The following is a 14678-nucleotide window of genomic DNA, read 5'->3' on the forward strand; positions in this document are numbered from 1 at the left end:
TACCTTTCTTAGACTCTTTAGTATATGTGTACTATATTTAGATGCGTTTGCCCTGCATTACCACCCCAGTCACCACTAACACATCCATTTCCTTGACAGGAAATATCATTAAAAAGCAGCCCAGACTTATTAGTAGTTCCTGTAGATTCAAAGGCTAACTGGTTTCTATAACCTGCGCCCTCATTGATAAAGTAAACAGAAACATCGTGGTCGTATTTTAGGTTTAATTTATTGGGGTCTAATTTAAATTGTCCGCTGTTTGGAAGTGCAACACTTTCTGCTTGGACAAATTGTTGGAAAGGAGTGTCGTTAAAACCAGTTTGAGACTTATTATATATAGTTGTTTGAGTCCAAGAGCTATTCCAATTAAAATCAGCAGCAGATGCAGTTTCTACTTTAGAAATTAATCCGGTTAAGGTAGCTGTAGCAGCAATCAAGGCTGTGAATAAGTTAGGTTTCATATTATGAGCCATTAAGTAGGAAAAACAATTTAGATAATGCTTTTTGAGCAGTTATCTGTCTTCAGTTGTCTCTTACTTCTAACAGCTATACTTCTGCAACGTCAATCTGTTTATTTACTTTTGCTAGTATATTTAAATAGCTCTTTATCTAAAGTATTTCTACTGAGAAAATCCACTTATGATTTGGTATTACACTGCTATTAACACTTAGCAATTAAACTTATACATGATTGAAACTTAATTAAAAATTTATACTTTTTATGAAAATAAGATATGGGATTTATATAGTGAAAAGCTAAAAGCTTAATCTATAGGAATTTTCATTTAAATGAGGTAGATAAGCAATGGTGCGCTGCCATCCGTATCAACTAAGCCTTGCCTCAATTAATACGCTGCTATACAAATAGAGTTGATCTCCGTACTTACGTTGGGAAACGTAGTAATCTATCAAATCAATGAAACCTGGGTAAATAAGTTTAGTCTTTGTTTTAAGCACTAAAGTGTTTACTACGTACTACACTTTCGTTGACTTGATTAACTAGTACAGCGGGCGCGGAAGTAAACATACCATTTCAAATGGTGCAAGAAGCTTGGAATACAATTATGCGTGACTTTTGACTTTTGACTTTTGATTTCCGCCTTGCGGTACTAGTAGTCTGTCAAAATCGACTTCGGTATAATCAGAATCTAGAAGTTATGCCAAGAATGGGAGACAATTTGAGGGGGTTGTACTTTAAAATGACAGTCTTTGCTTAGACTTGATGAATATCTTTTAAGGTTAAAATAATCAAGCTTTTCCAGAGCTACATTCCCCCTTTCACAGATAAAATCTATATATGAACGCTACACAAGAAAAACTAAAAGCTCAGGTAGAGCAGGCTTTAATCGCGGCTTTCGGCGCTGAATTTGCTGGAGTAGATCCAATTTTGGTTCCTGCTAGTAATCCTAAATTTGGCGATTATCAGGCGAATGTGGCTTTATCCCTAAGTAAAAAGTTAGGAAAGCAACCAAGAGCGATCGCAGGTGCGATCGTTGAGAAACTAGATGTATCCGAAATCTGCGAACCGCCAGAAATCGCTGGTCCAGGATTTATCAATCTCAAACTGAAAACAGCATATTTAGAAGCACAACTAAACGCGATTCAAGCCGATCCCAGGCTGGGAGTTCCAGCCGCGCAAACGCCAAAGCGGGAAATTGTGGATTTTTCCAGTCCCAATATTGCTAAAGAAATGCACGTCGGACACTTGCGTTCGACGATTATTGGTGATTCCATCGCCCGAATTTTAGAATTTCAAGGACATGATGTACTGCGGTTAAATCATGTAGGTGATTGGGGTACGCAGTTTGGAATGTTAATAGCCTATCTGCGGGAAGTTTACCCAGACGCGCTTACCACCGCTAATGCTTTAGATATTGGTGATTTAGTCTCTTTTTATCGCAAAGCCAAATTGCGCTTTGATGCCGATGAAGCTTTTCAAGAAACAGCACGCCAAGAAGTCGTCAGATTACAAGCAGGTGCCGAAGATACACTCCATGCTTGGAAACTATTGTGCGAACAGTCGCGGCGGGAGTTTCAAGTAATTTATGAGTTGCTGGATATCAAGTTAACTGAACGCGGCGAATCTTTTTATAATTCCTTACTACCAGGAGTTGTGGAAGATTTAGAAAAATCTGGATTACTGGTAGAAAATCAAGGGGCAAAATGCGTTTTTCTAGAAGGGTTTACAAATAGAGAAGGTGAACCTTTACCCTTAATTGTGCAGAAATCAGATGGTGGCTATAACTACGCCACAACAGATTTAGCATCTCTGCGCTACCGAATTCAGCAGGATCAAGCAAAGCGGATAATTTATGTAACAGATGCTGGACAAGGAAACCACTTTGCCCAATTTTTTCAGGTGGCACGTAAAGCTGGATGGATTCCTGATGATGTGGAATTAGTGCATGTTCCCTTTGGGTTGGTGTTAGGAGAAGATGGTAAAAGAATCAAAACTCGTTTTGGGGACAGTGTGCGTTTGCGGGATTTATTAGATGAAGCTGTTTCTCGTGCCCATACTGACCTAAACACTAGATTACAAGAAGAAGAACGCCAAGAAAGTGAAGAATTCATTAATGAAGTTGCTAGAGTAGTTGGAATCAGCGCAGTTAAGTATGCAGACTTAAGCCAAAATCGTACTAGTAACTACATCTTCAGCTACGACAAAATGCTGGATTTTAAAGGTAACACTGCGCCCTATATGTTGTACGCTTATGCGCGGATTCAAGGGATTAGCCGCAAGGGTGATATTAACTTTAAGGAGTTGGGAAACAATGCTGTTTTGTTGGAGCATGAAACAGAATTAGCGCTGGCAAAATATTTACTTCAACTGGATGAAGTTATTAGTAGTGTAGAGCAAGACTTGCTTCCCAATCGTTTATGTGAGTATTTGTACGAACTGAGTAAAAAGTTTAATCAGTTTTACGATCGCAATCAGGGAGTTCAGGTGTTAGAGGCGGAGGAACCACAGCGCACATCCCGTTTGATTCTGTGTGATTTGACTGCTAGAACTCTGAAGTTGGGATTATCTTTATTGGGAATTCAGGTATTGGAGAGGATGTAATATTTTTTTAACGCAAAGGTACGCTAAGGTAACGCTAAGGTACGCAGAGTAAGAGTTAAGCTGATTTGTGCTTTGTGTACTTTGCGGTTTTTTAATTAGAATTGCTGGACTGGAGGCGATCGCTTATGGTACGAACACCATCAAAAAGCATAACTTTGGCAGAGTTTCTAAAGCTACCAGAAACGAAGCCCGCTAGTGAATATATCAATGGTCAAATTATTCAAAAACCTATGCCACAGGGAAAGCACAGTATAATTCAAGGTGAAATGGTTAGCACTGTCAACTTAACAGTCAAGCCCAAACGAATTGCTCGTGCTTTTCCAGAACTGCGGTGTACTTTTGGTGGAAGGTCAATAGTTCCAGATGTTTCTGTATTTACTTGGCAAAGAATTCCTCGTGATGAAAATGGTGAAGTTGCCAACGTATTCCAAGCAGCTCCCGATTGGACTATCGAAATTCTATCACCTGACCAAAGACAAACGAAAGTTACAAAAAATATTTTACATTGCTTGAATTATGAAACACAAATGGGTTGGTTGATCGATCCAGAAGAGCAAACGGTATTTGTATACATTCGCAATCAACAGCCAGTCATGTTCGATGAACTAGAAGCTTTACTTCCAGTGCCAGATTTTGCAAGTGAGTTGAGGCTAACGGTGGGAGATTTATTTGGTTGGCTGTTGGAGTAAACCAAACCCTGACGAATTGAGTAAGGAAATACACCAAGTGCAACAGATTTTATGGGTAGGAATCGGTTGTAAACGGGGAACATCATGGGAGTTGATCGATCTAGCAATTGAGCAAGTATTTCGAGAAAATCAACTTTTTCCAAGTGCGATCGCAGGTATTGCTACCATTGACACTAAAGCCTCGGAAGTTGGCTTAGTCAAACTTTGTCGTCTCCGCAATTTGCCCCTAAAAACCTTTTCTGCGGAAATTCTTCGCTCTGTCCGTGTCCCCAACCCTGCCACAATTACCGACGATAAAGTAGGTACGCCTAGCGTAGCAGAGGCAGCTGCTATTCTTGCAGCCTCTCAAATCACATCATTGACTGTTTTCCCCTTTACAAACATAGAGGAATTGCGGGTGAAGTTTTTAGTTCCTAAACAAATTTTCAAAATGCAAGGGCAACTAGGAGCGGTAACTCTTGCTGTTGCCCAAGCTTAAAATATTAGTATCACAAAAGTTCCCTAATTTTTCTAGTCAACAACTCTCAAAAAATAGTTAATTATGCTAGAAACAATTGCTAACACAATTGAACCTAACAAAGCAGGTAAAAAGCCCTGAATCTCAAAACCAGAACCAGGAGTTAGGATACTTGCCAGCCAAAGGGCTAAGGCGTTAATCACCAATGTAAATAAACCAAAGGTGAGCAAGGTAATCGGAAACGTCAAAATCTGTAAAATTGGTCTAATAAATGCATTAACTAGACCAATTACAAAGGCAGCGATTAAGGCAGTCACAAAATTCTTGATAAAGAATCCCGGAACGATATTAGCTGTAATGAATAACGCCACCGCAGTACCGAGCCAAGTTAATAAAAAGTGTTGCATAAGTTTTTTTAGAGGATTTAGCAGTAAGTTTAATTAATTTCACTATTGCCAGTTGCGATTTGTAACACGATCGAGTGTTGTTGTATTTGACTCCTAAAGTTGCCATCATCTTTTATCAGCCTAAAATCAATGTAATTTTTCAGTGCTGGCAAGAGAGATACTTCTAATCGGTATATCTTTATCGTATTGCAGGATGTACCACAGTGAACTACCCACACCGACCTGAGTACAATTTAAGTGGAGAACTTACGGTGATTTAGTTAAATTCATCAAAAATGCTTTGAAGCGCAAAACCCCTACAGAGGTTTATTGAAATTGAAAAACCTCTGTAACTTGGGAATTTCCAAAAAAGAAATAGGTTCTCAGAACTTCGGAGCATTTCGTCCGCGCTTTTGGTTACACGCAAAGCAGACGCTGGCTATGCTCATCCTATGCCTAACGCCGCAAAAGAACCTCCCAAGTCGAGCCACCAACTACGCCATCAGCTTCTAAACCATAGCGCTTTTGTGCAGCTTTCACTGCTGCTTCGGTTGTCTCGCCAAAGTCTCCATCGGCATCACCTTTCAAGAAACCAAGCTTTTTCAGTTGTTGTTGCAACTTAACAACTTCAGAACCACGTAATCCTATACGCAAAATTGGCAAACCTTCTGAGGTGTATTGAATACCAGGAGTTCGTTTTGTAGTTGTGTTTGACTGAGTTCGAGTAGTGGATGTAGTATGCGGCGGCGTTTTCTTAGTGCTAGAAGTCGGAGTTTTTCTGGGAGTAGCAGGTCTTGGTTCAGGGTTGGTCGGAACTTGGGTTACAGCTTTTTTTGGAGTAGTAGGTTTTGGTTTTGGTCTAGTCGGAACTTGTGTTACAGCTTGTCTCGGAGGATTGGGGTTAGGATTTGCAACGTTGGTGAGATTACTAGCCTGAGTTGGAACAGGAAAATTTGTAGCTGAGTTAAATCTTGGCTGAGATGAAGGGGCGGTTGATGCTGCTACTGGTTGATTAGGAAAAAGTCGTTGCCAAGTGCTGGCATCAACAACGCCATCTGGATTCAAGCCAGCTGCTTGTTTAAACCGGGAAACAGCACTAGCTGTATTCTCACTATAAATACCATCTACTGCACCAGAATAAAAACCCAAAAGTTTTAGAGCTGCCTGAAGTTCAGATACGCGTTCGCCTTGGCTACCAACTTTCAGGCTAGGACGGTTAATACTATCTTGAGGATTTACTTGGGCAATTTTTTGTGGCGCTGCTATTGATACTAGAGTCGTTGAGGCAATGAGCAGAGGCGTAGCGGAAAACAAGAGTATTTCAATGGCTGATAAAGATTTAGACCTCTTTGGCCGCCAACCCTTTTGCCGTTTTTCCATTTTACAGCGATTTACAGTTGGATATAGTAATTTTAAGTAACTCAAAATACTTGCTGTCAGGCTGCGTTGCATGGAATTTACTCCCAGAATATTCTCATGCTAATGGTACAGCCGCTTGGTTTAAAAAACAGCTGCTGTATTTTACAATATCTCCGAGGGCCTTCGTTGCGGCACATTCTCAGTTACGCGCTCGCTCGATTAATTGCTTCTTCTTGACCAACTAAAGACAAGTAAGGCTCTTTTAAATATTTACAAGCTGAAGCGATGGCATCTTTGGCACTCACCGCCGCAATCAATTCTTGGAACTTGGTGTCAAAATCAATTCCTAAGCCCAAAATTTCATACCAACCGTATATCTGAGCAATTTGCCCGTTCGTTTGTTTACCCAAGGCGTATTGCCCCAGGATCTTGTTTTTCGCAGCTTGGAGTGCGCTTTCGGATACTTCGGTGGTACACAACAAATCTACTTCTGCACGCAATCCTTCTAGGGCAATGCTGGTATTTTCTGGTGCTGTACCCATGTAAACTACAAACGAAGCTGGAAATAGCCTTGTGGAGTAAAAGGCGGATACTTCATAAGCTAAACCGCGTTTTTCCCTCAATTCGACAAACAAGCGACTAGAAAGCCCATTTCCTAAATAAGTACACAGCAACTTCAAGGCGGCGTAGTCAACAGAATTCACTGATGTTCCCAAATACCCCAGCATCACGATTGATTGTTGTGTCTGTATTGGCTTTAGTCTTACCTGCGGTTCTACCTTAATCTCAGGTAAATTCAGTATTGGTAGTGCCTGGGCTGGCGCTTGCCAATCAGCAAAAACTTCTTCCACCAATGCTGCTGCATCTGTGGGTGTAACTCTACCAGCAATACTAATTACTACATTATCTGGACGGAAATAAGTTTCGTGATACTCTACTAAATCTGCACGAGTTAAGCAACTCATCGTGGTTTCATCTCCTAGCACTGACATGGAGTAGGGATGATTTTGGTACATTACCTGCCGCATTTGTTCAAAGGCGACATTGAATGGTTGCTCTTTTTGCGAACGAATATCCTGGAGTGCTAAACGCCGTTCTAGTTCCACTTGAGTTTCGGGAAAAGTCGGCGATCGCAAAATCTGGCCTGCCAATGTTAAAATTTCCCCAAAATCAGATGTTACCGTTTTGAAAGATAGCAAAAAATAATCAGTGCCAGCATCGGCACTCAAACTCGCCCCTACAGACTCGACTTTTTCTGCAATTTCCAAGCTAGAAAGTCCATCACATCCTTTTGTCATTACTGCTGAGAGCAAATGTGCCAACCCTGCTTGCTCCCGGTTTTCGTTACAACTACCGGCACGCACAAAAATTCGCGCTGCAATAATGTCCGCAGCCGGATTTTCTGCCACCAGCACGACAATGCCATTGTTCAATACGGTGCGATGGATGGGCGATTTTTGCAGCAAGGTTGTCCTTTGTCCTTTGTCATTTGTCATTTGTCATTTGTCCTTTGTCATTTGCCCAATGCCCAATTCCCAATGCCCCATGCCCCATTTCCAATAACTAACACGGTTTAAGTACAGTAACCGCGTAATTCTGGGGTGATAGATACTGTTTAGCTAATTTTTGCAATTCTTGGGCACCAAATGACTGAATCTGCTGGGGATATGTCACTGCTAATTCAGCTTGGGCAATGGTATTGTAATATCCATAAAGCCCTGTAAGTTGATTTGGCGTTTCGGTAGAAAACGCATACTCGTTACATAGCAACCTGCGTGTCCGAGCAAGTTCCTGTTCGCTAATTCCTTTAGTTTGCAAATCATCCAAATGAGCGCAAATTAAAGACTCAACTTCCTCCAAATTTTCTGGTTCTAACCAAGCAGTAATTGTAAATAAACTCGATTCCCGTTGTAGAGAAAAACTACTGCAAATTCCCTGTACCAATTGCAACTCTTCTCGTAAATCACGCACTAAACGCGAAGTCCGCCCTTCTGCCAATAACACTGACAATAAATCTAAACCATAGCCTGTGCGGATATCTTCTACTCCGGGTACTAGCCACGCCATCAACAATCGCGCTTGCTCTATGCGTGGTAAACACAATTCTTGACGATGAATTCCGGCGATCGCTGGCTTTGCCACTTTCTCAAACTGCGGACAATTCGAACGTTCGGCAAAATCAGCAAATGAATGATTTACCATTTCCCAAGCTGGTTGCTGGGCTATACCCCCAGCAATTACCACCGTCATGTTTTCCGGCTGATAGTGGGCGTGATGAAAACAGCGCATTGCTTCTGGCGACTGCTGCATCAGTTCTTGCTCAGTACCCAACACCGAACGCCCGTAAGGGTGATGCGGATAGATGCTTTGAATTAGAGCTTGAAATCCTATCCAGTCGGAATCGTCTTGACAAGAGCGAATTTCTTCTAGCACTACATCCCGTTCTCGGCTAAATTCATCTTCTGGAATTGCCGCATTGAGTAGTAGTTCTCCCAAGTAGGGTAGAGTATCTTTTAAATAAGGGGCAGCTGTGGTGAGTGAATAATGAGCATAATCATAGCTTGTCGCCGCATTACTTACGCCACCCCGGTTTTCAACTTTGGAATCGAACATTCCAGGGGGAAGGGTTGCCGTACCTTTAAAAATCATGTGTTCTAAAAAGTGCGCCATGCCAAACCACGGTTTTGGCTCTAAGCTGGCTCCAGCACGCACCCAAACATCCGCCACAACTACAGGAGTAGTGGGAATTTCTTGATGAATAAAAGTTAAACCACTCTCTAGTCGGAAGACCGAGGCTGGAAATACGGTATTAGTTAGTTGTTTTAACAATTTTTTGTAGTTTTAACCACAATTTAAGGCAATTGTGTCATTTTAACTCTGAACGATACCTGATTTAGAATCAAGTTATACAGATTTAGTAGAATTATGCTATTCCTGTCCTCCAGATTACCGAAAAATTAGAAGCGTTATGCATTGAGAGAAAAATCGCAAATTAGTTAAGATACTGGAATCTCAATGACAAATTCTGTTCCTTCGCCAAGCACAGAATTGCAACTCAACCGTCCATCATGGGTTTCCTCAACAATTTGACGAGCGATCGCTAACCCTAATCCTGTTCCTTTCCCAACTTCTTTTGTTGTAAATAGGTGGTCGAAGATCCGCGATCTAATCTCCTCTGGCATCCCCTGACCGTTATCTTTGATGCGAATTACCACCATATTTTGTTCGCTTGATACTTCGGTGTGAATCAGTATTTGGTGATGATTAGCTTGCACTTGGGCAAATGAAAGCCCCTCGCAGGAAGTATCTAGGACATCGATTGCGTTAGCGAGGATGTTCATAAATACTTGATTTAACTGTCCTAAAAAGCACTTAACAGGCGGTAATTTACCGTATTCGGTGATGACTTCGATCGCTGGACGTTTTTCGTTAGCTTTGAGGCGATACTTCAAAATCAATAGAGTACTCTCAATCCCTTCATGGAGGTTACAAGCAACTTTTTCGGTTGTATCGGCTCTGGAGAAGGTGCGAAGACTGATGCTAATATCTTTGATCCTTTCTGAAGCCACCTTCATCGAGTCTACTAGCTTTGGTAAGTCTTCAGTCAGGAATTCTAGGTCAATTTCTTCGCCATGCTCAATGACTGCGATCGCTGGATTGGGATAATGTTGTTGGTAGCATTGGATATGAGCAAGTAAGTCTTGAGTATACTCTTTGGCATTGTTAAGGCTGCCTTTGAGAAATCCAATCGGATTGTTAATTTCATGTGCTACCCCAGCAACCAAATTACCCAAGGTTGCCATTTTTTCATTTTGCACCATTTGTAATTGGGTATGCTCAAGTTCTTGTAGCGATCGCTCTAACTGTTGGGCATAATTTTGAGATTCTTGATAAAGACGGGCATTTTCTAGAGAGATGGCAGCTTGAGCGCATAGCAGTTGGATTACTTCAGTGCGATCGCTTGTAAATGCACCAATTGTCAGGGGATTTTCTAGATATAGCAGCCCAATAAGTTTACCCTGATTTAACATTGGCGTACACAACACACTCTTAGGTTGTTGCTGCATAAAATATGAATCGGCAATAAAATCAGTTTGTGCTGTTGCATCATCCAGCACAACAGTTTTTAAGCTGCGTTTGACAAAGTTAACGAGTGTAATGGGAATGCCTTCGCTAATTGACAATGGTACAGATACCAGAGTGACTCCTTCATTGATAGTGGCTACAGCTTCAACCACTAAATCACCCTGTTGGAGTACGAGTAATGCAGCTTTTTGTGCCCCAGCATTTTCCATTACTACTTGCAAAAGTTTAGTCAGTAATTGCTCTAATTGAATTTCACTGGAAAGAACTTGTGCGGCTTTAAAGATGGTGGCAAAATCGAGGGCTTCCGAAATACTGCTGCTAGAAAGGTTTGTGTGGATGGTTTGATGTGGAAACGATGATGCATCGACGGTTGAACTCAGTTGAAAGCGATGATGCTGCCCTTGTAAGATGGGAGCCAGGAGTTGAGGATAGCGTTTTTCTAAATCCTCAGTTTTGGCTTTAGCGCCCCAACGAGCATAGCAGTAATAAGCTTCTTGCATATAAACTTGGGCGATTTTTTGTTTGCCCCAGTCGAGGTAGAACTTGGCAGCTAGTTCATTGCTTAGGGCTTCTTCTTGGATATATTGGTTTTCTTTAGCTAGAGTTATGGCGCGATCGTATAATTCTATTGCTGCTATTTTTTCGCCCAAAACTCGATGCCGTTCTGCTTCCACCAAATCAAATTTGTGCTGGAAATTCATCGGTGCGAAGTTGGCTCGAAACTGCAATTTTTCTTGATTTTCGCCAACCTTTAAGAGTAATTGCTCTTGTTGAGATGGTTCAGCCGTTGGATAGGCAGCTAGCCGAGACAAAGAATCATAGTAGTAGAAAACAGGCACAGATAGCATTCCTGCTGCACCGTTGAGGTATTGCTCTCCCTGATTTGCATTCTCAACTGCCGCCGGAAAGTTCTCAAATAGATAGCTGAGTGTTAACTTACTTAAGAAAAATATATGGAGTGTTAATTCGTCGTTCTCTTTAATGAGCGCAGATAAGAGTTGTTCTTCTTGACAATATTCACCAAAAATGCATTCTGGATTGTCGCTATATGCAGTTAAATTGTTAATACTTTGACAGACTATACTAGACCAATTTAATAAGCGCTGATTTTTGGCAAAATTAGACTCGTAAGCTTTGATATTTGCTAGCAAAACTTCTAAAACTTCTGTGCCACTTAAATAGACATAGAATAACTTGAAAATCATCGATGCTAGCACATGAAAAAAATCGCCTGTCTCTAATCCAAAACTATGGGATTCCTGTAATAAACTAATTGAGGTGCGAACATGTTGTTTATTACATTGATTCAATGCAGCCACTTTAAATATAGTCATGCTTTGAACAGATTTTGCTTGAAATCTATCCACAAGCATTAAAGCTAGCTGGCCAAATTCTGAGCCTGACTCCAGTTGGTTACAAATATTAAGTACAATTCCAAAATCTGCATACCCTGGTGCAGAAAGTGGTGCATTGCCGTATTTAAGAGATAAATTCACCTCTTCACAGGCAATAATTGGGAACAGATAAGGCGCAGCCTGATGGATGGCGGGAGCGATGCTAGCCATAATCCGCAAAGCAACTAAAGCTTTGGGATCATTCATCAATGGCAAATCAACTAAGCCCTGAATACTTCTGCCAGCCAAGGTGGAGAGCGTGTTGACTACAGATTGCTGAATGTCTGGAGGTGTGACTGATTCAGGTAATGTTACCCCAAGTTGAGCGAGAAGTTCACGCCCAATTGCGATCGCTTTGAATGATTGATTCCGCACCTGATAAGCTTGGAGTTGAACTTCATAAACTTTCACTCTATCTAGTAAGGTGGTTGTTTGTTCGATGACCACCTGGATAAGAGATTCCATCTGCTCAAATTCATTATTGAGAAAAGCAGCTTCGGCAGCTTCTTCGTATAAACTTCGAGTCAATTCGTAAACGATTTCCCAACTATTAATTATTAGCAGCTGAATTCCAGAATAGAAGTAATGAATTGCTGCACCATAAGCGGTAGCTTCTTTCGCTTTTCGACCAGCATTCAGATTTAACTGAGCTAATTGTTGACGTTCAGCCGATTGGGTAATTAGCAATATTCCCCGATTTAACTGACTGACAATCTCAAAAATTCGCTCCTCTTGCTGTGACTCAGAGGTATTTTGCAAGAGTAATTGACCAATTTTAAGATGGGTAAATTGTTTCTCTTCATCTGGAATTAGAGAGTGAGCCGCTTGTTGCACTCGGTCATGTAAAAATTTGTAGATGGGGACTTGGAAATTGCAATTTAATGGGTTTGAGTCAGAATCATGATCACTATATTGAAAGAATTTATAAACTTCAGTAGTAGGTAAAATTAATCCTTCCTGCAAAGCTTTCCATAAAGATGCTGCCGTTTCGGTTTCCGATTGTTCAGAAACAATTGCTAAGGTTAGCAAATCAAACTGGTTGCCAATACACGCAGCTAATTTCAACACATTTTGCGTTGCTGTTGGCAACTTTTGCAACTGTAACGCTAGGAATTCTACAACATCATCGGTAAGGGCAAGTGCCTTCACAGCAGCAATATCACATTGCCAGTAACCTTGAGCAAAATTAAAACTAATCAGTCCGTCTTCATATAATACTTTGAGAAAATGCGTTGCAAAAAATGGATTTCCTTGAGTTTTTTGATAGACGAGTTTAGTTAGGGGTTGGGCAATTTTATCTGAACAACTCAAGGTATCAACCAGCAATTGATTTAAACTAGCTTTACTTAACGGAGCTAAAGTAATGGTGTGAATTGTCGCATTGGCTTTGCGAATCTCCGCTAAAGTCAACATCAACTGATGCGCTGTAGATACTTCATTATCTCGATAAGCCCCAATTAAAAGTAAAGCTCCACTTCCTGAATCACTCATCAACAACTGCATCAATTTGAGTGATGCAGAATCAGCCCACTGCAAATCATCGAGAAAAATTACTAATGGATGTTCTTTTGTGGTGAATATCTGAATAAACTTTTGGAAGAGTAAATTAAAGCGATTCTGGGCTGCGCTTGGTGAAAGTTCCGTTGCAGGTGGTTGTTGACCAATAATTTGTTCTAGTTCAGGAATTACCTCAAGAATGACTTGCCCTTGATCGCCCAGCACTTGTAAAATTTTATTTTTCCAAGTTGACAATTGGACATCACTTTCACTCAGTAATTGTCCCATTAAGTCTCGAAATGCCTGCACAAAAGCGGAGAAGGGAATATTCCGATTAAATTGGTCAAATTTGCCTTTGATGAAGTAGCCCCGTTGCCGGACAATAGGTTTATGAACCTCGTTAACTAAAGCAGTTTTACCAATACCAGAAAAACCAGCCACCAGCATTAATTCTGTTTGGTTGTTGGTAACGCGGTCAAAAGCTTTGAGCAGAGTTTCAACTTCATGCTCACGACCATAGAGTTTTTCTGGGATAATAAAGCGATCGCACACATCCCGTTGAGCAATTGAGAAACTTACAATTTTCCCTGTCTCCTTGAGTTGAGCCAAACAATTTTCTAAATCATATTTCAGCCCAAATGCACTCTGATAGCGGTCTTCGGCATTTTTCGCCATCAATTTGCTCACAATAGATGAGAGTACAGGCGCAATTTGCGGATTAATCTCATGCACTAAAGACGGAAGTTTGGCAATATGACAATGTATCAATTCCATCGGGTCGTGCGATTGAAATGGTAATTGCCCTGTTAGTAATTCGTAAAAAGTTACACCCAGAGAATAAAAATCAGTCCGGTAATCAATTCCCCGATTCATCCGTCCAGTTTGCTCTGGAGACAAATAGCCGAGTGTCCCTTCTAGTACATTAGGACTCATGAGGATTTGAGTTTCTCGTGGCAACAGAGATGCAATACTAAAGTCAATTAACTTAACTTCTTTAGTTTCTGGATGAATTAAAATATTGGCGGGTTTAATATCTTTGTGAATGATCCGATAACGAATTAAAATATCTAATGCATTACACAGAGCGATCGCTACTTGTAAAAACTCCATCAGAGATTCTACCCTTCCCCTCACTCCCCATTCCTTCAAGGAAATTCCTCCAAAGTCTTCCATCACTAACACATAGCCATTCTGATAGGGTTCCAGACTGTATGTTTGGATGATTCCAGGTAGATTCAAATTTTTGGCGATGGTAAACTGGTTGCGAAACTGTACCAATTCGCTGAAACTGGGATAAGCGGTTTTCATTAGCTTAATCACCACAGATTTTTGGTCAGTTTCTCGATTAGCGCGATAAACCAAGGTTCGAGAACCGTTGTAGAGTTCTTTGCTAACGTGATATCCGGGAATGCTGACCATAGGGCTTAATTCTTGAAACCTCAGTATCTAGGTTTCCCAAAAACATAACAATCTTTACTGTCAGTTTGCTTATTTTAAACTGATTTAAATAATTAAAGCTCCCAAGTTCTAACTGACTTTGGGAGCTAATAATTTTAAGTTCACCGCGACGCCGTTTTACCTAAGTTTATGACCTGGGTTTATCCAGGTGGGAACCTAAATTCCTCGTTTAAAGTTTCCGGGTACATGCCCGGTATACTGCCACGAGAACAGTTGACTCCCTTGTCATTAAAGGCATAGATCAAAAAACTTGATGGCAGTCACCAACGTCGTAGTGCAACTCACTCATTA

The 14678-nt window shown here is 40.9% G+C and carries 9 protein-coding genes and 1 other RNA gene; 3 read left to right on the forward strand and 7 right to left on the reverse strand.

Annotated features, from left to right (window positions below):
• Positions 1 to 17: 17 nt before the first annotated feature.
• On the reverse strand, positions 18 to 461 hold the full coding sequence (locus HWQ42_RS16700) for a hypothetical protein (RefSeq protein WP_292814018.1): 444 nt from the start codon (positions 459 to 461) through the stop codon (positions 18 to 20).
• 836 nt (positions 462 to 1297) lie between these two features.
• On the opposite strand from HWQ42_RS16700, the gene argS reads away from it, so the two are divergent.
• The 3 genes from argS to HWQ42_RS16715 all read left to right on the forward strand — a co-directional run bounded on the left by argS (position 1298) and on the right by HWQ42_RS16715 (position 4228).
• Positions 1298 to 3061 (forward strand): arginine--tRNA ligase, encoded by a 1764-nt coding sequence (argS, locus tag HWQ42_RS16705; protein ID WP_292814020.1) that lies wholly within the window; start codon positions 1298 to 1300, stop codon positions 3059 to 3061.
• A gap of 125 nt (positions 3062 to 3186) precedes the next feature.
• Complete coding sequence (locus HWQ42_RS16710) at positions 3187 to 3750, forward strand: Uma2 family endonuclease (protein WP_292814023.1); 564 nt, start codon at positions 3187 to 3189, stop codon at positions 3748 to 3750.
• 37 nt (positions 3751 to 3787) lie between these two features.
• On the forward strand, positions 3788 to 4228 hold the full coding sequence (locus tag HWQ42_RS16715) for a cobalamin biosynthesis protein (protein ID WP_292814025.1): 441 nt from the start codon (positions 3788 to 3790) through the stop codon (positions 4226 to 4228).
• A gap of 32 nt (positions 4229 to 4260) precedes the next feature.
• On the opposite strand, the gene HWQ42_RS16720 is transcribed toward HWQ42_RS16715, so the two are convergent.
• The 6 genes from HWQ42_RS16720 to ssrS all read right to left on the reverse strand — a co-directional run bounded on the left by HWQ42_RS16720 (position 4261) and on the right by ssrS (position 14668).
• Positions 4261 to 4614 (reverse strand): phage holin family protein, encoded by a 354-nt coding sequence (locus tag HWQ42_RS16720; RefSeq protein WP_289797505.1) that lies wholly within the window; start codon positions 4612 to 4614, stop codon positions 4261 to 4263.
• Between the two features lie 435 nt (positions 4615 to 5049).
• A complete protein-coding gene (locus HWQ42_RS16725; RefSeq protein ID WP_292814028.1) occupies positions 5050 to 6045 on the reverse strand; it encodes a peptidoglycan-binding domain-containing protein in 996 nt (331 codons plus the stop codon).
• Positions 6046 to 6155: 110 nt separating this feature from the next.
• On the reverse strand, positions 6156 to 7448 hold the full coding sequence (locus tag HWQ42_RS16730; protein WP_292814031.1) for a pitrilysin family protein: 1293 nt from the start codon (positions 7446 to 7448) through the stop codon (positions 6156 to 6158).
• Positions 7449 to 7515: 67 nt separating this feature from the next.
• Positions 7516 to 8781 (reverse strand): pitrilysin family protein, encoded by a 1266-nt coding sequence (locus HWQ42_RS16735; protein WP_292814034.1) that lies wholly within the window; start codon positions 8779 to 8781, stop codon positions 7516 to 7518.
• 167 nt (positions 8782 to 8948) lie between these two features.
• Positions 8949 to 14348 carry an ATP-binding sensor histidine kinase gene (locus tag HWQ42_RS16740; protein ID WP_292814037.1) on the reverse strand — a complete coding sequence of 1800 codons (5400 nt, stop codon included), beginning with the start codon at positions 14346 to 14348 and terminating at the stop codon, positions 8949 to 8951.
• A gap of 136 nt (positions 14349 to 14484) precedes the next feature.
• Positions 14485 to 14668: non-coding RNA, 6S RNA (gene ssrS / locus HWQ42_RS16745), on the reverse strand.
• Positions 14669 to 14678 lie beyond the last annotated feature (10 nt).

The organism is Nostoc sp. JL23, from assembly GCF_017115065.1.
GTDB lineage: Bacteria > Cyanobacteriota > Cyanobacteriia > Cyanobacteriales > Nostocaceae > Nostoc > Nostoc punctiforme_A.

Coding starts and splice junctions, on each gene's coding strand:
- HWQ42_RS16700 (WP_292814018.1), bottom strand. CDS start 461: ATGAAACCTAACTTATTCACAGCCTTGATTGCTGCTACAGCTACCTTA.
- argS (WP_292814020.1), top strand. CDS start 1,298: ATGAACGCTACACAAGAAAAACTAAAAGCTCAGGTAGAGCAGGCTTTA.
- HWQ42_RS16710 (WP_292814023.1), top strand. CDS start 3,187: ATGGTACGAACACCATCAAAAAGCATAACTTTGGCAGAGTTTCTAAAG.
- HWQ42_RS16720 (WP_289797505.1), bottom strand. CDS start 4,614: ATGCAACACTTTTTATTAACTTGGCTCGGTACTGCGGTGGCGTTATTC.
- HWQ42_RS16725 (WP_292814028.1), bottom strand. CDS start 6,045: ATGCAACGCAGCCTGACAGCAAGTATTTTGAGTTACTTAAAATTACTA.
- HWQ42_RS16730 (WP_292814031.1), bottom strand. CDS start 7,448: ATGACAAATGACAAAGGACAAAGGACAACCTTGCTGCAAAAATCGCCC.
- HWQ42_RS16740 (WP_292814037.1), bottom strand. CDS start 14,348: ATGGTCAGCATTCCCGGATATCACGTTAGCAAAGAACTCTACAACGGT.